Source organism: Sphingomonas sp. Leaf28, assembly GCF_001421685.1.
GTDB classification, from domain to species: Bacteria; Pseudomonadota; Alphaproteobacteria; order Sphingomonadales; family Sphingomonadaceae; genus Sphingomonas; species Sphingomonas aurantiaca.
On the sequence record NZ_LMKX01000010.1, the window covers coordinates 128,613 to 149,425 of the forward strand.

A 20,813-nucleotide genomic window follows, 5' to 3' on the forward strand; every position below is an offset into this window, starting at 1 on the left:
TTAGACAGGGTGATGAGTGCACATGCTGGCAATGATGAGCGCGATGCTGCTGACCGCAACGCCGGTGCATGGACCGGCAGCGCCGGTCGCATGGCTTGGTGCGACGCCGTCGCCGTTTGCCGGGGATTTTCCCGATAGCGCTTCGCTGCCGGTACTGATGCCGCTGTCGATGGCGGTTTCACCCTTGGCGCTGGTCGCGTCGCTTCCTGCGGTGACGTTCGAGCCGCAGGGGGTTCCGACCCAGACGATCCCGCCGGTCGGTCCGGCGCCGCTGAACACGCCGACGACCGGACGCGATATCGTCGTTACCGGACGCAAGGAAACCGCAGGCGATCCGCTGCGCGCCGTCAATGCCGAGTCGTTTGCGGTGACGCAGAAGGTCGACGACGCGGTGATCGGCCCGGTCGCGCGAACCTACAAGAAGACCGTGCCGAGCCCGATCCGGCGCGGCATCCACAATTTCCTCTATAATCTGCGCGAGCCGATCGTCTTCCTGAACTTCCTGCTGCAGTTCAAGCCGGGCAAGGCGGCAGAAACGGTCGGCCGGTTCGCGATCAATTCCACGATCGGCGCGGTCGGCGTGATCGACATCGCCAAGCGCAAGCCGTTCCACCTGCCACGCCGCTCGAACGGGTTTGCCAACACGCTGGGCTATTACGGCGTCAAGAACGGCGCGTTCCTGTTCCTGCCGCTGGTCGGCCCGACCACGATCCGCGACCTGTTCGGCGGTGCGATCGATCGGCTGATCCTGCCGGTCGGCATCGGCAAGCCATTTACCAGCGCGACCTACACGATCCCGGCAGGGATCCTCGGCGCGCTCGACCACCGGTCCGAGTTCGACCAGACACTCAAGGACCTGCACGACAATTCGCCCGATCCCTATGCGGCGACCCGGTCCTTCTATCTCAACCGGCGCCAGGCGGAGATCGACCATCTCCATGGCCGCGCCGAGGGCGATCCCGCGGGCATGTCGGGGCCGCCGCCCAGCGTCGTGCCGTTCGTGCCGAAGGATCTGGAACCGGGTGCGCGGGCGGTTCCAGAGACCCCTGCTATGGGCACCCCCGCAGCCGAGGCGCCTGTGGTCAATGCGCCGGCGACCGAGAGCTCCGCCACGGTGCCCGCAACGGCCGACTAAAGGAGCGTCAAGGCACCAATCCGGTCGGTCGCCGTTCGCGCTCGTGTGAGTTGTGGGCGCTTGCGCCGCCCCGTCCCCTGCCTTCGCAGGAGACGCCTGCCTCAGACTTCGCTGACCAGCAGCTTGTCGATCCGGCGGCCATCGAGATCGACGATTTCGAACTTCCAGCCCTGCTCGACAAAGCTTTCGCCCTCGCCTGGCAGGTGGCGGAAGACCGACAGCGCGAGTCCCGCGACGGTCGCGTAGTCGCGGTCCTCGGGCAGGTCGATGCCAAGTCGGTCGGCGAGCGAATCCGCCGCCATCGTGCCGGCCACTAGCAGCGACCCGTCGTCGCGCACCACGACGGAGGGCGCGTCGTCGGGGTCAGCGTCCGACTTGAACTCGCCGGCGATCGCCGCGAGCAGGTCGGCAGGCGTCACGATTCCCTCGAAATGCCCATATTCGTCATGGATCAGCGCCATCGGCACCTCGGCCTCGCGCAGCGCGAGCAGTGCATCCATTGCGTCGATCTGGTCGATCACCACCGGCGCCTTGCGCATCAGCGCGCGCAGATCGAGCGGGTCGCCGCGGAACAGCGCGGCGGCGATGTCGCGCGCCTGGACGACGCCCTTGACCGCGTCGATCGAACCATCGCCGACCGGCAGCCGCGTATGCTGCGAGGCGAGCAACGTCTCGCGGATCTCGTCGGGGCCCCAGTTGCAGTCGAGCCAGTCGATGTCGGTCCGCGGCGTCATCACCTCGCGGACCGGGCGATCGGCTAGCCGCACGACGCCCGAGATGATCGAGCGTTCATGCTCCTCGATGATACCCGACTTCGAAGCCTCGGCGACGATCAGGTGAAGTTCCTCGGCGGTGACGTGCTCCTCTGATTCGCGGTTGAGGCGGAGCAGGCGGAAGATCAGCGCGCTGGTCGAATCGAGCACCCACACGATCGGCGCGGTACCGATCGCGAGCCAGCGCATCACCGGCGCCATGAACGAGGCGATCGCCTCTGGCGCGCGCAACGCGAACTGCTTGGGGACCAGCTCGCCGATGATCAGCGATGCATAGGTCGTGAGGCCGATGACGATCGCGAACCCGGCGGTCTCGGCGGTCGAGGCGGACAGGCCGAGCGCCTGCAACCGCGCCGCAGTCGGCATGCCCAGGCTCGATCCCGAATAGGCGCCGGCAAGGATGCCGATCAGCGTGATGCCGATCTGGACGGTCGAAAGGAACTTGCCGGGGTCCGCAGCAAGCACGAGCGCCGCGCGCGAACCCTTCTTGCCAGCGCGCGCCATCGCCTCGAGCCGCGCCTTGCGCGCCGAAACGATCGCGAGTTCGCTCATCGCGAAAACGCCGTTCAACGCGACCAGCGCGAGGATGATCGCAACGTCGATCCAGGGGAAGGGGGGAAGCGGTGCCATTGGCTCTGCGCCTCTTTGCAGGACAACGCCGGTTCGCACAACCGCCCTTGCACACAGGGGGGTGGATACTCGACAGGGGGACGCGAAATATGGTCATGCTCGGTTCAGTGCGCAGGCGGAACAATCGTCGCGACACCGGGTTGTCGGCCGTATCGGGCATGAAGCCCCAAATTGTCGTGTCTCAGGGAGATTATCTATGAAAACCAAGATGTTCGTAGGCGCAGCACTCGCCGCATTGATCGCCACCAGCGGGTGCACTACCGATCCGGAAACGGGTCGCCAGACGATTTCGAAGACCGCGCTTGGCGGCATCGGCGGTGCGCTTGGTGGCTATCTGCTCGGCGACGTGGTCGGCGGACGCCATGATCGTACCGAAAAGCTGTTGGGCGCGGGCATTGGCGGCCTCGCCGGGGCAGGCGTCGGCGCGTACATGGACAAGCAGGAGCGCGATCTGCGCGCACGCACCGCCGGCACCGACGTGCAGGTGATCCGCCAAGGCGACGATCTGGTGCTCAACATCCCGTCGGGCATCACCTTCGCCTATGACAGTGCCAACGTGCAGCCGCAGTTCCAGCGGACGCTCGACCAGGTCGCGGATACGCTGTCTCAGTACAACCAGACCTATGTCGACGTGTACGGCCACACCGATTCGACCGGCAGCGACCAGTATAACCAGGCTCTGTCGGAGCGCCGCGCACGCTCTGTCGCGGATTATCTGTCGGGCCACGGGGTGCAGGCGGCCCGCATCGGCACGCGCGGCTACGGCAAGACGCAGCCGATCGCATCGAACGACACCGATGCCGGCCGCGCGGCGAACCGTCGCGTCGAGGTGAAGATCGTCCCGATCACGCAGAACGACCTGCGCCAGTAAGAGGCGCCTGGCTTATCCTCCCCCGCAAAGGGGAGGATAAGCGTTTAGAATAATCGGCCGCCGTTGGGGACCGGCACGCTCGGCGAGATCAGCACTACCTTGCCGTCGGCGTCGGGGAAGCCGAGCGTCAGGACTTCAGAGCGCACCGGGCCGATCTGGCGCGGCGGGAAGTTGACCACCGCCGCGACCTGGCGACCGACCAGCGTCTCGGGCGTATAATGCTCGGTGATCTGCGCGGACGAGCGCTTTACGCCAATCTCTTCGCCGAAATCGATCCGCAGCTTGAAGGCGGGTTTGCGCGCTTCGGGAAAGGGTTCGGCCTCGACGATCGTGCCGACGCGGATGTCGACCTTCTCGAAATCGGGGAAGGCGATTTCTGCGGTGGGCATCTCAGAAATCCACGTTGTCGTAATGCGCCGGCGGCGAGATCAGCTCCATCCGTTCGGACAGCAGCGGGCGGAAGCTCGGGCGGCTCTTGAACCCGCGATACCAGCGCGCGGTCTGGTCGTGGCCCTTCCAGTCGATCCCACCGAGATAGTCGGTGACCGAAATCTGCGCCGCCGCCGCCAGATCGGCGAGGCTCATCGTCGCGCCACCGAGCCAGTTCCGGTGATCGAGCAGATAATCCATATAATCGAGATGCCCGACCGCGGCCTTCATCGCCTCGCGCAGCCCCTTTGCGTCGGGCGCGGCGCGGTGCGCGAGCCGCTTGACCATCCGCTCGTGGAGCAGCGGGCCGGTCACGTCGCGATAGAAATGAGTGTCGAACCACGTGACCAGCCGGCGGATCTCCGCGCGATTGGTCGCGGTGCCGTTGATCATTGCCGCCTTCTCGACGGTTTCCTCGAAGAATTCGCAGATCGCCATTGAATCGATGAGCGGCGCGACGCCGCGCGACGCGTCGACCATCACCGGAGTCTGGCCGGCGGGGTTCATGTCCATGAACTCGTCGCGGCGTTCCCACGGCGATTCGCGGACGAGTTCGTAGCCGACCCCCTTCTCGCCCAGCAGCAGGCGCACCTTTCGCGAGAAGGGACATAGGGGGAATTGATAAAGCTGCCACATGCCTATCGTTTAGGCGGTGGGGGGCGGGTGTGTCACTAGCGCCGGTTGGGCGGTGGGTAAGAAGATTTGGTTCACGCGGAGGCGCGGAGACGCGGAGGTGGTGCGTTCGCAGCGCGCGAAGCTCTTTCAGAACCGATCACGGAAAGACAGGAAGGGGGGGATTCTAGCTCCGCGCCTCCGCGTCTCCGCGTGGCCCCTCCCTATCCCCCCGGCGAAGGCCGGGGCCCAATTGGGAGGCGTGGCTAACGGAGGGCGGCGCTCCGTTACTGCCACCTTGCCAATTGGGCCCCGGCCTTCGCCGGGGTGGTGTGAGGGTTTGGCTTACTCTGCCGCGACCAGTTCGGCGCTGTCGTCGAGCGGATGGCTTAGCCGCGTCAGCATTTCCTTGGGCACGATCTGCCAGAAATGCGGCGCCACGCGGTCCCAGTCCTCGAGCAGGCCCTTCGACCATTTGCTGTCGGTCGTATCAGCATGGTCGCGCACGAGGTCGAGCAGCACGTCGGCCCAGTGGAGCGACCGCACCCGGTCCCAGGTGATGTTCTCGGGGTTCGCGCGCGTTTCGAACGCGCCGTCGGGATCGTAGATGAATGCCATCCCGCCGGTCATCCCCGCGCCGAAGTTCGCGCCGACCTTGCCCAGCACCACCGCGATGCCGCCGGTCATATATTCGCACCCGTTCGCGCCGCAGCCCTCGACGACCACCATCGCGCCCGAATTGCGCACCGCGAACCGCTCGCCCGCCTGCCCCGCCGCGAACAGCCGGCCGCTCGTCGCGCCGTACAGCACGGTGTTCCCGATGATCGTGTTGTCCTGGCTGGCCAAAGGCGAACTCACCGCGGGCCGAACGATGATCGTACCGCCCGACAGCCCCTTGCCGACATAGTCGTTCGAATCGCCGAACACCTCGAGTGTGATCCCCTTGCAGAGGAACGCGCCCAGCGACTGGCCCGCGGAGCCGCGCAACCGGATCGTGACATGATCGTCGGCGAGCGTCGACATCCCGAACTTCCGCGTGATCTCGCTCGACAGCCGCGTGCCGACCGCGCGGTGCGTATTGCGCACCGAATAGGTCAGCTGCATCTTCTCGCCGCGCGAGAACACCGCGGCGGCATCCTTGATGATCTGCGCATCGAGGCTGTCGGGCACCGCGTTGCGCCACGTCGACAGCGAGAACCGCCGCTGCGAATCGTCCGCATCGACCTTGGCCAGGATCGGGTTGAGATCGAGATCGTCGAGATGCTCCGCGCCGCGGCTCACCTGCCGCAACAGCTCGGTCCGCCCGATCACCTCGTCGAGGCTCTTCACGCCGAGCCGCGCGAGGATGTCGCGGACCTCCTCGGCGATGAAGGTCATCAGGTTGATCACCTTCTCGGGCGTGCCGACGAACTTCTGCCGCAGCGCGTCGTTCTGCGTGCAGATCCCGACCGGACACGTGTTCGAATGGCACTGGCGCACCATGATGCAGCCCATCGCGACGAGGCTCAGCGTGCCGATGCCGTATTCCTCGGCACCGAGGATCGCCGCGATCACGATGTCACGACCGGTCTTCAAGCCCCCATCGGTCCGCAGCCGCACGCGACCGCGCAGGCCGTTGAGCGTCAGCACCTGGTTGACCTCGGACAGCCCCATCTCCCACGGCGTGCCCGCGTACTTGATCGAGGTTTGCGGAGACGCACCGGTGCCGCCGACATGGCCGGCGATCAGGATCACGTCGGCATGCGCCTTCGCCACCCCCGCCGCGACCGTGCCGATCCCCGCCGACGAGACCAGCTTCACACAAACGCGCGCACGCGGATTGATCTGCTTCAAGTCGTAGATCAGCTGCGCCAGATCCTCGATCGAGTAGATGTCGTGATGCGGCGGCGGCGAAATGAGAGTCACGCCGGGTGTCGCATGGCGCAGCTTGGCGATGAACTCGGTCACCTTGAAGCCGGGCAGCTGGCCGCCCTCGCCGGGCTTGGCGCCCTGTGCGACCTTGACCTCGATCTCCTCGCACGCGTTCAGATATTCCGCGGTCACGCCGAACCGCCCGCTCGCGATCTGCTTGATCGTCGAGTTGGCATTGTCGCCGTTGGCGTAGGGCACGAAGCGCGCCTTGTCCTCGCCGCCCTCGCCCGACACCGCCTTCGCGCCGATCCGGTTCATCGCGATCGCGAGCGTCTCGTGCGCCTCGGGGCTCAGCGCGCCGAGCGACATGCCCGGCGTCACGAAGCGCTTGCGGATCTCGGTGATCGCCTCGACCTGATCGACCGGAACGCCTTCCGCGGGGAAGTTGAACTGGAGCAGATCGCGCAGGTACACCGGCGGCAGGTCGGACACGCCGCGCGAGAATTGCAGGTAGCTCGTGTAGCTGTCGGTCGCGACCGCGGTCTGGAGCAGGTGCATCAGCTGCGCCGAATAGGCGTGCGTCTCGCCGGTGTGGCGCTGGCGATAGAAGCCGCCGATCGGCAGCGTCGCCACGGCCGGATCGAACGCGGCTTCGTGACGGTCGGTCGCGTTGACGTGGAGCGACTTGTAGCCCTCGCCGCTGATCTTGGCGGGCATGCCGGGGAACAGGTCGTTCACCAGGCTGCGCGACAGGCCGACCGCTTCGAAATTATAGCCGCCGCGGTAGGACGAGATCACCGCGATGCCCATCTTCGACATGATCTTGAGCAGCCCCTCCTCGACCGCGACGCGGTGGCGACGGAGGCATTCGGCGAGGTCGAGGTCACCGAACAGCCCACGCGACTGGCGATCGACGATCGCGGCCTCGGCCAGATACGCGTTCACGGTGGTCGCACCGACGCCGATCAGCACCGCATAATAATGCGTGTCGAGGCATTCCGCCGTCCGCACGTTGATCGACGCATAGGAGCGCAGGCCGCGACGGACGAGATGCGTGTGGACGGCGGCCACGGCGAGCACGCCGGCGATGCCGACGCGGTCTTCGCTGATCGCCTCGTCGGTGAGGAAGATCTCGCTCTTGCCCTGCCGCACCGCTTGTTCGGCCTCGTTGCGGATCCGCTGGATCGCTGCGCGCAGCTTCTCCGGGCCGCCGCCGACTTCGAACGTGCAGTCGATCTCGGCGACCGCGCTGCCGAAATGTGCCTTCAGCCGCGACCAATGCTCGCCCGTCAGCACCGGCGAATCAAGCACCAGCACGCGCTCGCGCTGGTCGCGGACGTCGAGGATGTTGGCGAGATTGCCGAACCGCGTCTTGAGCGACATCACGTGGCGCTCGCGCAACGGATCGATCGGCGGGTTGGTCACCTGGCTGAAATTCTGGCGGAAAAACTGGCTGATGAGGCGCGGCTTGTCCGAGATCACCGCGAGCGGCGTGTCGTCGCCCATCGATCCGATCGCTTCCTTGGCGGATTCGACCATCGGCGACAGGATCAGCTCCATGTCCTCCATCGTCTGACCCGCGGCGATCTGACGGCGTGCGAGCTCGGCGCGGTCGTAGCGCACGATCGCGTCCTCGACCGAGGGGAGGTCAGCGAGCGTGTGGAATTCCCCGATCATTGCGGCGTAATCCGCCTCGCCCGAAATGCGATCCTTGACCGCGCGGTCCTGCAACAGCACGCCCTCATCGAGATCGACCGCGATCATCTCGCCCGGCCCCAGCCGGCCCTTCGCGACGATCGTCGATTCTGGAACCACGACCATCCCGCTCTCCGACCCGACGATCAGCAGACCGTCCGACGTCAGCGTATAGCGCAGCGGACGCAGCGCGTTGCGATCCATGCCGGCGACCGCCCAGCGGCCATCGGTCATCGCCAGCGCGGCGGGGCCGTCCCACGGCTCCATCACGGAGGCGAGATACTGGTACATCGCGGTATGCTCTGCCGGCATGTCCGGGCTCGCCGCCTCGGGCACCAGCATCAGCTTGGCGGTCGGCGCGTCGCGGCCCGAGCGACAGATCGCCTCGAACACCGCGTCGAGCGCGGCGGTATCGGACGCGCCCGCCGGGATCACCGGCTTGATGTCCTCCGAATTGTCGCCGAACGCGAGGCTCGCCATCCGGATCTCGTGTGACAACATCCAGTTCTTGTTGCCGCGGATCGTGTTGATCTCGCCGTTATGCGCCAGGCAGCGGAACGGTTGCGCCAGCCACCATTGCGGGAAGGTGTTGGTCGAATAGCGCTGGTGGAAGATGGCGACGCGGCTCTCGAACCGCTGGTCGCACAGGTCCGGGTAGAACACCGACAGCGATTCGGCGAGGAACAGCCCCTTGTAGATGATCGACCGGCACGACAGCGAGCAGATGTAGAAGCCCTGGATCTGCGCCGCGATCACGCGCTTCTCGATCCGCCGGCGGACCAGATACAGCGTCTTCTCGAACTCGGCGGCGTCCTGCTCGTCGGGCAGCGGCCCGGCGATCATGATCTGCTCGATCTCGGGACGAGTCGCCTGCGCCTTCTGGCCGATCACCGACACGTCGACGGGCACCTGGCGCCAGCCATAGATGGTATAGCCCGCCTCGATGATCGCGCTCTCGACGATCGTCCGGCAATCCTCCTGCGCGCCCAGATCGGTGCGCGGCAGGAAGATCATGCCGACCGCGAGCCGGTTCGGGCGCACCTTGTGCCCCGACGCGGCGACCGCATCGTCGAAGAATCGCAGCGGCAGGTCGATATGCAGCCCCGCGCCATCGCCGGTCTTGCCGTCCGCATCGACCGCGCCGCGGTGCCAGACCGCTTTGAGCGCATCGACCGCGGACTGCACGACGCGCCGCGACGCGCGGCCATCGGTGGCGGCGACGAGCCCGACGCCGCAGGCATCGCCTTCGAAGTCGGGGCGGTACATGCCCTCTTCGGCAAGACGGGCGCGTTGATCGGTGGTGAAATCGGTCATCGTCACTTCTTCTTCTGCTCAGGCGTGGCCGCCTGCTTGGCGAATTCGGCGACATCGGCCTGCATGTGCGCCATCGAGGATTCCATCATAGACCGCTGCCAGGCAGCGACATCGGGGTCGGCCATGATCGTCAGCGATTGCTGCATGTATGCGCGGCCGCTCGGCGTCGCGAAGAACGCCTTGATGTCACGGCATTGGGCGACATCGAAGCGGCGCGCATAGGCGCGCGCCATCGCGTCGACCATGCTCGGCAACCCGTCGCGCATCAGCGTCATCGTGCGCGTCTGCTGCCGGTCCATGAAGGCGGCAAACTGAGTCTGCATCTGCGGATCTTGCGCCATCGCGCTGCTGAACATCGGGCTCTGCGCCATGCCCTGCTGAAGATTGCCCAGCATCGGCGCGATCATGCCCTCGATCATCCACGCGCGCGATTCGGGCGGCATCAGGACGTCGATCAGTTCGCGCGCCGCAGCGAGGCGAGCAGGATCGGGGGCCGCGACGGCAGCAGCCGATCCCTGCGCATGGGCCGCAGACGGCGCGACTGCGCCCGCCAGCAACGCCACCCCGAGAAACGCGTGCCTCATGCCGCGACTTTCGCATTTGCAGCCTTGGTCTTAAGCCACTTGTGCATCGTCGCCGCCACGTCGCGGCCGTCGCGGATCGCCCACACCACCAGGCTCGCCCCGCGGACGATGTCGCCCGCCGCGAACACGCCGTCGAGCGAGGTCATCAGCGTCTTGCCGTCGACCAAGACAGTCCCCCAGCGGCTGACCCCAAGCTCAGGCGTTGCGAACAGCGTCGGCAGATCCTCGGCGTCGAAGCCGAGCGCCTTGATCACTAGGTCCGCGTCGACCGAATAGTCACCGGCGGGATCGGGCTCGGGCGCACGGCGACCGCTCGCGTCGGGCGCGCCGAGCCGCATTTTCCGCACCTTGACGCTCGACACGGTGTCACCGCCGTCGAAGCTCTGCGGCCCCGACAGCCAGACGAACTCGACGCCCTCCTCCTCGGCGTTGGCGACCTCGCGCTGCGATCCGGGCATGTTCGCGCGGTCGCGGCGGTAAAGGCACTTCACCGACTTCGCGCCCTGGCGAATCGCGGTGCGCACGCAGTCCATCGCGGTATCGCCGCCGCCGATCACGACGACGTCCTTGCCCTCGGCATTGAGGCTGCCGTCGTCGAACGCGGGGACCGCGTCGCCGAAACCCTTGCGGTTCGATGCGACGAGGAAGTCGAGCGCTGCGACCACGCCGTTCGACCCGCCGCCGGGCAGGTCCATCGCGCGCGCCTTGTACACGCCGGTCGCGACCAGGATCGCGTCGTGGCGCTGGCGCAGATCGTCGAGGCTCGCGTCATGGCCGACCGCGAAGCCCTCGTGGAAGACGATGCCCGCCGCCTTCAGCCGCTCGACGCGGCGCATGACGATAGGCTTTTCGAGCTTGAAGCCGGGGATGCCATAAGTGAGCAACCCGCCTGCACGATCGTAGCGGTCATAGACATGGACGTCATAGCCGTGCCCGCGCAGATATTCCGCAGCGGTGAGCCCCGCCGGGCCCGCCCCGATCACGCCGACCGACTGGCCACGCGACTTGCCGGGGACGAGCGGCTCGACCCAGCCATTCTCCCACGCGGTGTCGGTGATGAACTTCTCGACGGAGCCGATGGTAACGGCGCCGTGCCCCGTGAATTCGATGACGCAATTGCCTTCGCACAGCCGGTCCTGCGGGCAGATGCGCCCGCAAATCTCCGGCATGGTCGAGGTCGCGTTGCTCAGCTCATACGCCTCGCGCAATCGGCCTTCGGCGGTAAGCCGCAGCCAGTCGGGGATATGGTTGTGCAACGGGCAATGGACCGAGCAATAGGGCACGCCGCACTGCGAGCAGCGCCCGGCCTGTTCCTCGGCGGGCTCGACCGCGTATCGCTGCGCGATCTCGCGGAAATCCTCCTGCCGCTCGTCCGCGGTGCGCTTCGCCGGGTAGGATTGCTCCCTCCCGACAAACTTTAGCATCGAATCGTTCGCCATACATGCCTCCGACAGATGCGTTATTGCGCTGTCAGGGGCTTGTCACTGCTAAAAATGCGTTTACGTCAGCCTAGCTGCCATAAAATCGGATGAAATCCGCGTCGTTTCCGACCAATCCTCTCCGATTAACGTTATTAGTTCCGTATCGGACTTACTTGCTTAGCAACCAGATCAGCGCGGCCGAGCCAGCGACGACGCGGTAGAGCGCGAACGGCACGAAACCATGCTTCGTGACGATGCCGACGAACCACTTCACCACCAGCAACGCGACGATGAACGAAACGGCAGCGCCGATCGCTATCGCGCCCAGCCCAACCCCGCCGCCGCTCGCGATCGCATCGCGGTTCTTGAGCAGCTCGAGCGCGCTCGCGCCAAGCATCGTCGGGATCGCGAGAAAGAAGCTGAACTCCGCCGCGGTGCGCCGTTCGACGCCCAACGCCAGCGCGCCGAGGATCGTCGCCCCCGAACGGCTGACGCCCGGGATCATTGCGAGGCACTGGAGGAAGCCGATGCCGATCACCGTCTTCAGCGGAATGTCGGCGACGCCACTGATGTCGCTGCGCGGCGCAAACCGCTCGACCGCGAGGATCGCAAAGCCGCCAACGACCAGCGCGATCGCCACGACCTCGGCATTGCCGAGCAGCGCCTCGATATATTTGTGGAGCGCCAGCCCGATCACCGCAGCGGGAATGAACGCCACCACCAGGTTGCGCAGAAACAACCAGGATTTCGGCTCGCGGCGGAACAGGCCCATGCCGACCGCCCAGAAGGTGCGCCAGTACAGCACGACGATCGCCAGGATCGCCCCCAGCTGGATCACGACGTTGAACACCTCCCAGCGCCCGGCATCATAGCCGAGCAGCCGCGTGGCCAGGATCAGGTGGCCCGTCGAGGAGACGGGCAGGAATTCGGTGATCCCCTCGACGATGCCGAGGAGGATGACGGTCAGAAGTTCGGTCAAGCAAGGCTCCGGCGCGGTAGGTCAGGACAGGCTTAGCCTAGTTCGATCCACCTGCGTGGACTTCCGCATGCGTTTCGGCGCGCCGACCGAACCGTCCAGCCTTGCGGAACCGCACCAGCCACCCCGGCGCGACCGTGGATAGCGGCGTCGCGTCGATCCCCAGTGCGGCCAGGCCATCGACGCCGGTGACGACATTGTCGCTCTGCAGCATCGTCCACTGGTCCTTGGTGATCGGGGCGCCCGGCAGGAACCCTGCTCTGGCGATCAGCGCGCCCGCAAAATCGGGAAGCTCGATGATCGACGGCGTGCGACCGATCGTGCTGGCGATCCAGCGGATCAGATTGCCCATCGTGATGATGTCGGGTCCGCCGAGCTCGAGCGTCTGCCCGCCGAACGCCTCGGGCGCCGCCGCCGCCGCAACGATCGCATCAGCGACGTTGCCGACGAACACCGGCTGGAACTTCGCCCCTGCGCGGAGCACGGGGACGACCGGCGCCTTGGCGATCATCCCGGCAAAGCGGTTCACGAACTGGTCTTCCTGACCGAACACGATCGAGGGCCGCAGGATCGTCGCGGTCGGGAACGCGTCCAGCACCGCCGCCTCGCCCTGCCCCTTCGACTTGCCATAGGCCGAGGCGGACTGCGGATCCGCCCCGATCGCCGAGACATGCACAAGCGCGCCGACACCCGCCTTGGCCGCGGCCTGCGCGACGGTCTGTGCGCCCAGCGCTTGCACGCGCTGGAAATCCCCTGCGAGCACGCCGACCAGGTTCACGACCACGTCCGAGCCGCTGACCGCATGCGCGATCGTCTCAGGCTTGGTAACGTCGGCACCGACGAACTGAGTCTGGCCGAGCCCGCCGAGCGGCTTCAAGAAAAACGCCTGCCGCGGATCGCGCTGCGCGATGCGGACGCGTGCGCCCGTCGCCAGCAGCGCCTGCGCGACATAGCGGCCGACGAAACCGCCGCCCCCGATCAACGTCACCAGTTTGTCGTTCATCGCCCGTCCGTCCACTTTAGTTTGCCTGCTCATTCGCGAATAACCCCTTGCCCCAGCAAGAGGCGTGTTGACAAGCATCCGCACCCTCCACTAGAGGCGCCCTCCTACCCCGTGCCCGGATGGCGGAATTGGTAGACGCACCAGCTTCAGGTGCTGGCGATCGCAAGGTCGTGGAGGTTCGAGTCCTCTTCCGGGCACCACTTTCCAATTGGGTTTGGAGAGTACAGACGCCGTTGGCAGCACGGCATCTAGCGACCGATGTCGCATAATGCAGCGGTATTGCATCGCGCGCATGCAAGCGTACTCCGCGTTATCACCGTTCGTCGTCAGACAGCAGATGGGCCAGCTGTGAAGCGCTCGTTGGCGTTATACGGTAGCGACCCCCTCCCCTCGCTCATAGCCGCAGATCATACTGCACTTCTACACGTCACCGGTCGTGGCGTGCCGCAAATTAGGCCCGAGAAGAACATTGCAAGAACGCGCGCCTGATGCGATTGGAGATGGCCGAATCGAGGACGCGAGAATGACCGATCACGACGACGAGCAGCAGGAGCCGAAGCCCGCGTTCGGGCAGTGGCTTGTCACGCAGAAGGACCGGAGCGACCTTGTCGGTCAGCTTGCGATCGGAGCGGCCGCCGATCGCCGTTTCCCACGCAACGGGGACCCCGAAGCCGTGCGTAAGCACCTCAGTGCCATGCAGGCCGAAGGCGACATGTTCGCTGCCGTAGACGACGCCGAGTCCGACTGGTTGTCCGCGTGATGCAGGATGCCTGGAAGCAGGCCTTCGCGCTGATGGCGGACCATGGACAAAGGGGCGCCTGCCAGATCGTGGCGTCCGGTATGCAGAAGACGCCGTCAGGGCAGCCCGAGCAATTCCGGCAATGGGAGATGTTAGCCGACTGCCTGAACGCCGTGGCCGATGCCAGCCGCACGAAGCACTGACGCCGGTGGCGGAGTCCCGCAGATATTTACGCCACGTGCGAAGACATGCGTCGTGCCGCGCGTTCAGGCTAGCCCGACCCGTAAGGACGTCCATTGCCCAAATTCCTGGTAGCCGAGAGCGAGACCACAACCGAGCGCGACGAGCGTCGCCAGCATGCCGGCAAAAGCGCGGGCGAAACCTACGCCGCCACGCTCGGCCAGTTGCGGCCAGGGGCTGACATCACGATCGTTGCCCCGGCGGATGCCGATGCGACGCAACTCATGCTCGCCGATCTTGCGCGATACGATGCCGTGTTCGTCACCGGTGCCCCGCTACATGTCTACCAGGACAGCCCCGAGGTTCGTCGTCAATTGGCGTTCATGGCGAACGTCTTTGCGTCCGGGACGCCATCGTTTGGATCATGTGCCGGGCTGCAACTCGCGGTCGCTGCCGCTGGCGGAACCGTGCGCAAGATGGAGCGGATGGAGGCCGGCATTTCGCGCCGCATCGCCCCTACCGAAGAAGGCCGCAGCCACCCGCTCCTGAGAGGACGAGGGCCATGCTGGGACGCTCCTGCGATCCACGGCGACGAGGTCGAAACGCTGCCGGCCGACGCAACGCTGCTGGCGAGCAACGCGGTCAGCGAAGTGCAGGCCGTCGAGATACGCCATGATGGCGGCGTCTTCTGGGGTGTTCAGTATCATCCGGAACTGGCGCCGGGCGAGATTGCGGTGGCGCTGCGCCATCAGGCGTCGGACATCGTCGATGCCGGGCTGGCCGAAAGCGTGGACGATGTCGAACGCCGCGCCGACCAGCTTGATGTGTTGCAGCACGACGCAGGCCGAACGACGGCGCTTTGGGCGCTTGGGGTAGACCATCGGTTTGCGGAGGAAGAATGCCGCAGGCTTGAACTGAAGAATTTCCTCGAGCACCTCGCCAAATGCTGATCACCCCCGCCGCTACTGTCGCGACGCACGCCTTCGCCGCGGCGCCCGCTGGCCGGTCATGGAGCAGAATTTGAAGTTTGCAGCGGCCTTGCTTGCAAACGGCCTGATCGACGACTTGATGATCACCTTCACCGTCCAGGCCGACAGTTACCGTGAGATGGGCGACGCTGTCGATCTCGCCCGCCAGATTGGCGCAAGCCACGTCAATTTTGGCAGGGTGACGAACTGGAGCACGTTCGGGCCGGCCGAATACGCCCAAAAGGCTGTCTTCGTGCCGGGACATCCCGACCATGACGATTTCGTCACCGCCTGTCGCGCCCCCTGGTTGCCCGACCCGATCATATGGCCGAGCGACTTGGACGAGTTCTTCCATGACGGAGTGTGGGAGGGTGTGAACGCGGGCAACGCCGCCGGATGCCGGCGGATAGAGCTCGAGGGTCGATCGTGGCGCAGTGTCGATCCTGTTTGACGGGTTGGGCGGGACGCGTCGAACCGTGGACGATGCGCCCCGGCCAACCCGTCCGCCCAAGATTTCCGGCCTTCACAGCCCTTGTCCAGCGCAGCCGGGACAGGCACCGTCCCGTACTCGGGCGTCGGAACGGCTTCCTCTTACGAACCGCAGGCAGGTTCAGAACGGCAGCCAGCGGCTCTTGTGCGTGAGGTTCATGTACCCGACGTTCACGCCGGCGCGCCAGCCGACGCCGAGGCGAATCGGGATCAGCACGACATTGCCACGGCGCAGGTACGTCGCAGCGAAGCCCCCCACGAGATAAAGCCGCCCCTCGACCGCAGGGAAGCGCTTGTAGAGCTCCTCGGTGTCGTAGAGATTGTAGACCAGCACGAAGACCTTGTTCGCGTCGCCGCCGACGTCGAACCCTACCGAAGGCCCGGTCCAGTAGACCGGCTGTTGGCCCTCGACCTTGTGGCTCATGATGCCCGACCCGTAGCGTACGCCCAGGATGAACGCCCCCGATGCCTCGCGGCCCGCGATATAGGCATTGGGTTGTCCCTGATCTTTGAGGATCTTTTCGAGCAGCCCGCCAAGTCCGGCCGCGCCCTTGCCGAAGACGCCTTCGCCCGCCGCAAGCAGATCGTCACGCTCATAGGTATCCGCGGCCTGCATCGTCGCCTCGGCGCGTGTTTCCGGCGCCTGCGGACTTGCCGGAGGCGGCGGCGCAGGGACGGGCTCCGACTGGACAGGTGTTTGCGGATAGGCTGGTCGCGATGGCTGGGTCGACGCCTGTGCGCGCGGCGGCGTCGAATAAGCCTGCGCGGAAATATCGCCGTCGATCGCCTGATTGGGATCGATCGTACGGACCTGCGCCGATGCGCCCCCCCCGCAAATGGCTGCCGCTAGGGCACCCAGGCCAAGCCAGACGCTACGCATGTCGATCGATCCCCACTACCAAGGCACCCTGCCGCCGGTAGAGTAACCGACGTTCACGTTACCGCGCTATGAACGAGCGGGGTTTGCATGTCGAATTCGGGTAAATTCGGGACGAGCGACCGATTTCCCGACTTTGCAGTTCGCCCCTGGCTGGTCCGATGCAATTCGCGCGGGACATCATTACAGCCGTTGCTCCCTACGCCGACCCTCGCTATAGGCTCGCATCTGCTGCAACCGGAGACGTGGGTGAGTGGCTGAAACCAGCGGTTTGCTAAACCGCCGTACCGGGTTTACTGGTACCGAGGGTTCGAATCCCTCCGTCTCCGCCAATATCTGCGACAAAATCCAGCTTCCCCGATATGCGGCCGCGATCACAAGCGCGAGCGTTGGTGGCGAAGCAATGGTTGCCCGGAACTAGTCGGCTTTGCCGATGACAGCGCGATACTGCCGCCCCCTCACTCAACTTGACGTAAGAGCAGGACTCGTGCGTCGCCGCCGATCTGGCGCGTCCGCTGCCCCGGAGTAGGCATGCGCTTCGATGCGCGACGTCCCGGCCTTCGTGAAACGGTCGGCGACCCCGACCGCCCTCAGCGGACGACGCGCGTGACGTGGCCCATCTTGCGGCCCGGTCGTGCCGTACCCTTGCCGTAGAGATGGAGGTGGGCGCCGGACTCCGCGAGCAAGTCTGCCCAGCGATCCGCGTCGTCGCCGATGAGGTTTTCCATCGCCACCGCGCGCGCCGTCAGCGTCGTCGTGCCCAGCGGCAGGCTGCAGATCGCGCGGATGTGGTTTTCGAATTGCGAGCATTCGGCGCCCTCGATCGTCCAATGGCCCGAATTATGGACGCGCGGCGCCATTTCGTTGAACACCGGACCGTCGGCACCGACGAAGAACTCGCACGCCAGCACGCCGACATAATCGAGTTCGGCGGCGATCCGTTCGGCGAGCGCTGTGGCCTCGGCGGCCTGTGCCAGCACGGCGGCGGGCGCGGGGACCGTCGAATGGCGCAGGATCGCGTCGCGGTGGACGTTGAGCGGCGCATCGTACCGCGCGACGCTGCCATCGAGACCGCGCGCGATCAGAATCGAGAATTCATGCTCGAACGGTACGAACGCCTCGAGCACCGCGGGGCCGCCAATTGCGTCCCACGCCGCCTGAGCGGCGTCGGGCGTCTCGATCTTGACCTGCCCCTTCCCGTCATAGCCGAACCGCGCGGTCTTGAGCACGGCGGGGGTGCCGACCGCCCCCAGCCCTGCCCGCAGACTGTCGAGGCTGTCGACCGCCGCCCAGGGCGCCGGACGCCCGCCGACGCTCTCGACGAAGCGCTTCTCGCCGATCCGCTCCTGCGCGACGCGCAGCGCGCGCGGGCTCGGGTGCACGGGGACGCGGTCGGCGAGCCATTCGACCGGCTCGACGTCGATATTCTCGAACTCGTAGGTCACGACGTCGCACGCGTCGGCGAAGTCGGCGAGCACGATGCGGTTGTGGTAATCGGCGCGCGTCATCGTCGAGGCGGACTGCGCGGCGACGCTCTCCTGGTCGGGCGCGAGGATGTGCGTGTGATAGCCGAGCTGCGCCGCGGCGGTGGCGAGCATCCGGCCGAGCTGGCCGCCACCGAGGATGCCGATGGTCGATCCGGGGGGAAGCGGCGTCATGCTCTGGTCCTTCAGGCGGGGTCGGTGGCGACGGCGTCGGTCTGTGCGGTGCGCCACGCCTTGAGGCGGGTGGCGAGCGCATCGTCCGACGTCGCGAGAATCGCGGCGGCGAGCAGGCCTGCGTTGATCGCACCGGGCTTGCCGATCGCCAGCGTGCCGACCGGGATGCCGCCGGGCATCTGCGCGATCGACAACAGGCTATCCATGCCTTTGAGTGCCTTCGATTCGACGGGCACGCCGAGCACGGGGAGATGCGTCATCGACGCCGCCATTCCGGGCAGATGCGCCGCACCGCCCGCGCCCGCAATCACGACCTTGAGCCCGCGGTCAGCGGCGGTCGTCGCATAGTCGTAAAGGCGTTGCGGCGTGCGATGCGCGGAGACGACCTTGGTCTCGTAGGCGACGCCGAGCGTGTCGAGCGCCTCGGCAGCGTGGCGCATCGTCTCCCAATCGGAGGTGCTGCCCATGATGATGCCGACTAGAGCCACGATCGTCCCCTGATCCAAGGAGCGCCGTGCCTAGCGACGGGAGGGGGCTAGGGCAACTACCCGTCATCCTGGGCTCGACCTAGGATCCAGAGCCACGGACGCCGACGCCTTTGGCTCTGGATCCTGACCTTCGTCAGGATGACGGGCTATGGGTGGCTCAGCGCTCGCTCAGGTAATAGCGATCGGTCGCGTTGAGATCGGCGTCGAGTTCATACACGATCGGCTGGCCGGTCGGGATTTCGAGGCTCGTAATCTCGTCGTCGGGAATGTTCGACAGATGCTTCACCAGCGCGCGGAGCGAGTTGCCGTGCGCGGAGATCAGGACGCGCTGCCCGTCCTTAAGCGCGGGAGCGATGCGTGCGCCCCAATAGGGCAGCACGCGTGCGATCGTGTCCTTGAGGCTCTCGGTCTTGGGAATCGCGATGCCGTCGTAGCGCCGGTCCTTCGACAGGTCGAATTCGCTGCCATCCTCCAGCACGGGCGGCGGGACGTCGAAGCTGCGGCGCCAGATATGGACCTGCGCGTCGCCATGCTTGGCCGCGGTCTCGGCCTTGTCGAGCCCGGTCAGCCCGCCATAATGCCGCTCGTTCAGGCGCCAGTCCTTCTCGACCGGGAGCCAGAGCCGTCCCATCGCCTCGAGCGCGATGTTGAGCGTCTTGATCGCACGCGTCTGGAGGCTGACGAAGGTCTGATCGAAGTCGAGCCCCTTGGCGGCCATCAGCTCGCCCGCGGCCTTGGCCTCGGCCTCGCCCTTGGCGGTCATGTCGACGTCCCACCAGCCGGTGAAACGGTTTTCGAGGTTCCAGCTGGACTGGCCGTGGCGGATCAAGACGAGAGTCGGCATGCGGGCTCCTGCGACATGGGAAGATGAAACGATAATGCGGCGGTTGCCCCCTATCCGTCATCCTGACGAAAGTCAGGATCCAGAGCCAAGAGGGCCAGCGGTCGGTTACCCTGGATCCCGACTTTCGTCAGGATGACGGGCGCGCGAACGTCAAATCTCGTCGATCATGTCGGCGAGCGTCTCGAGCATCGCGTGCGCAAGCTGCTTCGACCGCTCAGGCGACCAACCATACTCGGCATCGGGGTTCGCATCGTGATCCTTGAACGGCATCTCGAGCGTCATCGACACCGCGCCGAAACGCTCGGCAAGCTGGTTGGTCGACATCGACAGGTTGGCCGTGCCGGGTGCGGACTTGGGATAGCCCTTCTCGGTCTGGAAATCGGGGGTGTGCGCCGCGAGCCGCCGGCCGTAGTCGTAGAATTTCTCGCCGTGCACGTCGGTCCAGGACGGGATGCCCTCATAGCCTGCCACGAAGTTCGCCGGGATCGCCTCGTCGCCATGGATGTCCATCGCGACGTCGACACCGGTCAGGTCCATCGCGTTGCGCACGCATAGGACTTCGGGGCTCTTCTCGAGGCTGGGCGTGTGCCATTCGCGATTGAGGTTCACGCCGACCGCGTTGGTGCGCAGATGACCGCGCCGCGTGCCGTCGGGGTTCATGTTGGGGACGACGTTGAAGGTGGCCTTTGCCAGCAGGTCGGCGGTGATCGGATCGGCCGAGTCGGTCAGCCGCTCGAGCGCGCCTTCCATCCACCATTCGGTCATCGATTCGCCGGGATGCTGGCGGCCATAGATCCAGACCTGCTTGGGCCCCGACCCGATCGTGAAGCAGTCGATCGCCTGCCCGTCGAGCGATTGGCCGAGTTCGCGGTGCGCTACGCCCGGCAGCAACGCGGTGCGTGCCACCAGCGCTTCGTGCATCTCCATCGTGTACGGCGCGAAATAGGCGAACCAGACGAGATCGCTATCCGCGGTGAAGTCGAACTCGAGCACGCCGCCCTCATAGCGCGTCTCGATCATCCGCCACGCCTGCCGATCGGTGCTGGCGCGCGTCTTGTAGCCCGGCCAGCCGAACGGGTAGGCCGACGTACCCGCATTGAGGATGCGATAGGTCAGCGTCCGCCCGGCCGCCCCCGCCACCCGGAAATAGAACCACTGGAAAAAGTCGGACTGGTGGTCCGTGACGATCTCCAGATCGATTCGGTCTCCGTCGATGGCGACAACGCGAATGTTGCCGCCATCGAAAGCGGCGTTGATGGTCGGGTTCATGGCGTTT

19 protein-coding genes and 2 tRNA genes are annotated in these 20,813 nt (G+C 66.0%); 8 read left to right on the top strand and 13 right to left on the bottom strand.

Annotation, left to right across the window (positions count from 1 at the left end):
• Positions 1-22: 22 nt before the first annotated feature.
• Positions 23-1,135: a VacJ family lipoprotein gene (locus tag ASE79_RS16055; RefSeq protein ID WP_056418943.1), complete on the top strand. Its 1,113-nt coding sequence runs from the start codon at positions 23-25 to the stop codon at positions 1,133-1,135.
• A gap of 101 nt (positions 1,136-1,236) precedes the next feature.
• On the opposite strand, the gene ASE79_RS16060 is transcribed toward ASE79_RS16055, so the two are convergent.
• Positions 1,237-2,538: a hemolysin family protein gene (locus ASE79_RS16060; protein WP_056418954.1), complete on the bottom strand. Its 1,302-nt coding sequence runs from the start codon at positions 2,536-2,538 to the stop codon at positions 1,237-1,239.
• A gap of 196 nt (positions 2,539-2,734) precedes the next feature.
• Here ASE79_RS16060 and ASE79_RS16065 point away from each other — a divergent pair, with 196 nt between their 5' ends.
• Positions 2,735-3,409: an OmpA family protein gene (locus tag ASE79_RS16065; protein ID WP_056418956.1), complete on the top strand. Its 675-nt coding sequence runs from the start codon at positions 2,735-2,737 to the stop codon at positions 3,407-3,409.
• A gap of 44 nt (positions 3,410-3,453) precedes the next feature.
• Here ASE79_RS16065 and ASE79_RS16070 read toward each other — a convergent pair whose 3' ends face one another.
• From ASE79_RS16070 to ASE79_RS16100, 7 genes are all read right to left on the bottom strand, one after another.
• Complete coding sequence (locus ASE79_RS16070; RefSeq protein WP_056418959.1) at positions 3,454-3,798, bottom strand: tRNA-binding protein; 345 nt, start codon at positions 3,796-3,798, stop codon at positions 3,454-3,456.
• Between the two features lies 1 nt (position 3,799).
• The gene (locus ASE79_RS16075; protein ID WP_056418961.1) at positions 3,800-4,474 is read right to left on the bottom strand and encodes a glutathione S-transferase family protein; all 675 of its coding nucleotides are present in this window, start codon (positions 4,472-4,474) and stop codon (positions 3,800-3,802) included.
• A 321-nt stretch (positions 4,475-4,795) separates the two neighbouring features.
• On the bottom strand, positions 4,796-9,310 hold the full coding sequence (gene gltB / locus ASE79_RS16080; RefSeq protein WP_056418963.1) for a glutamate synthase large subunit: 4,515 nt from the start codon (positions 9,308-9,310) through the stop codon (positions 4,796-4,798).
• A 2-nt stretch (positions 9,311-9,312) separates the two neighbouring features.
• Positions 9,313-9,894 (bottom strand): DUF2059 domain-containing protein, encoded by a 582-nt coding sequence (locus ASE79_RS16085; protein WP_082445384.1) that lies wholly within the window; start codon positions 9,892-9,894, stop codon positions 9,313-9,315.
• Entirely contained in the window at positions 9,891-11,333 is a 1,443-nt protein-coding gene (locus ASE79_RS16090; protein WP_056418968.1) for an NAD(P)-dependent oxidoreductase, read from the bottom strand. Before ASE79_RS16090 ends, ASE79_RS16085 begins: the two co-directional genes overlap by 4 nt.
• A 151-nt stretch (positions 11,334-11,484) precedes the next feature.
• A complete protein-coding gene (locus ASE79_RS16095; RefSeq protein WP_056418972.1) occupies positions 11,485-12,294 on the bottom strand; it encodes an undecaprenyl-diphosphate phosphatase in 810 nt (269 codons plus the stop codon).
• Between the two features lie 37 nt (positions 12,295-12,331).
• A complete protein-coding gene (locus tag ASE79_RS16100; RefSeq protein ID WP_056418975.1) occupies positions 12,332-13,294 on the bottom strand; it encodes a complex I NDUFA9 subunit family protein in 963 nt (320 codons plus the stop codon).
• A gap of 113 nt (positions 13,295-13,407) precedes the next feature.
• On the opposite strand from ASE79_RS16100, the gene ASE79_RS16105 reads away from it, so the two are divergent.
• The 5 genes from ASE79_RS16105 to ASE79_RS16125 all read left to right on the top strand — a co-directional run bounded on the left by ASE79_RS16105 (position 13,408) and on the right by ASE79_RS16125 (position 15,632).
• Positions 13,408-13,494, top strand: a tRNA-Leu gene (locus ASE79_RS16105).
• 323 nt (positions 13,495-13,817) lie between these two features.
• The gene (locus ASE79_RS16110) at positions 13,818-14,054 is read left to right on the top strand and encodes a YozE family protein (protein WP_056418978.1); all 237 of its coding nucleotides are present in this window, start codon (positions 13,818-13,820) and stop codon (positions 14,052-14,054) included.
• Positions 14,054-14,236 (top strand): hypothetical protein, encoded by a 183-nt coding sequence (locus tag ASE79_RS16115; RefSeq protein ID WP_056418981.1) that lies wholly within the window; start codon positions 14,054-14,056, stop codon positions 14,234-14,236. The genes ASE79_RS16110 and ASE79_RS16115 overlap by 1 nt, the downstream gene beginning before the upstream one ends.
• Before the next feature lie 93 nt (positions 14,237-14,329).
• On the top strand, positions 14,330-15,163 hold the full coding sequence (locus ASE79_RS16120; protein WP_056418984.1) for a type 1 glutamine amidotransferase: 834 nt from the start codon (positions 14,330-14,332) through the stop codon (positions 15,161-15,163).
• Positions 15,164-15,221: 58 nt separating this feature from the next.
• Positions 15,222-15,632 carry a hypothetical protein gene (locus ASE79_RS16125; protein ID WP_056418987.1) on the top strand — a complete coding sequence of 137 codons (411 nt, stop codon included), beginning with the start codon at positions 15,222-15,224 and terminating at the stop codon, positions 15,630-15,632.
• A 159-nt stretch (positions 15,633-15,791) separates the two neighbouring features.
• On the opposite strand, the gene ASE79_RS16130 is transcribed toward ASE79_RS16125, so the two are convergent.
• Complete coding sequence (locus ASE79_RS16130) at positions 15,792-16,550, bottom strand: DUF1134 domain-containing protein (RefSeq protein WP_056418989.1); 759 nt, start codon at positions 16,548-16,550, stop codon at positions 15,792-15,794.
• Positions 16,551-16,786: 236 nt separating this feature from the next.
• Between ASE79_RS16130 and ASE79_RS16135 the strand changes: the two genes are divergently transcribed.
• A tRNA-Ser gene (locus tag ASE79_RS16135) sits at positions 16,787-16,879 on the top strand.
• Positions 16,880-17,137: 258 nt separating this feature from the next.
• On the opposite strand, the gene ASE79_RS16140 is transcribed toward ASE79_RS16135, so the two are convergent.
• The 4 genes from ASE79_RS16140 to ASE79_RS16155 form a co-directional block, all read right to left on the bottom strand.
• A complete protein-coding gene (locus tag ASE79_RS16140) occupies positions 17,138-18,205 on the bottom strand; it encodes a 5-(carboxyamino)imidazole ribonucleotide synthase (protein ID WP_056418992.1) in 1,068 nt (355 codons plus the stop codon).
• 11 nt (positions 18,206-18,216) lie between these two features.
• Entirely contained in the window at positions 18,217-18,672 is a 456-nt protein-coding gene (purE, locus tag ASE79_RS16145) for a 5-(carboxyamino)imidazole ribonucleotide mutase (protein ID WP_056418995.1), read from the bottom strand.
• Between the two features lie 178 nt (positions 18,673-18,850).
• Positions 18,851-19,537: a 2,3-diphosphoglycerate-dependent phosphoglycerate mutase gene (gene gpmA / locus ASE79_RS16150; RefSeq protein WP_056418997.1), complete on the bottom strand. Its 687-nt coding sequence runs from the start codon at positions 19,535-19,537 to the stop codon at positions 18,851-18,853.
• Positions 19,538-19,687: 150 nt separating this feature from the next.
• Entirely contained in the window at positions 19,688-20,806 is a 1,119-nt protein-coding gene (locus ASE79_RS16155) for a M14-type cytosolic carboxypeptidase (RefSeq protein WP_082445413.1), read from the bottom strand.
• Positions 20,807-20,813: the final 7 nt, after the last annotated feature.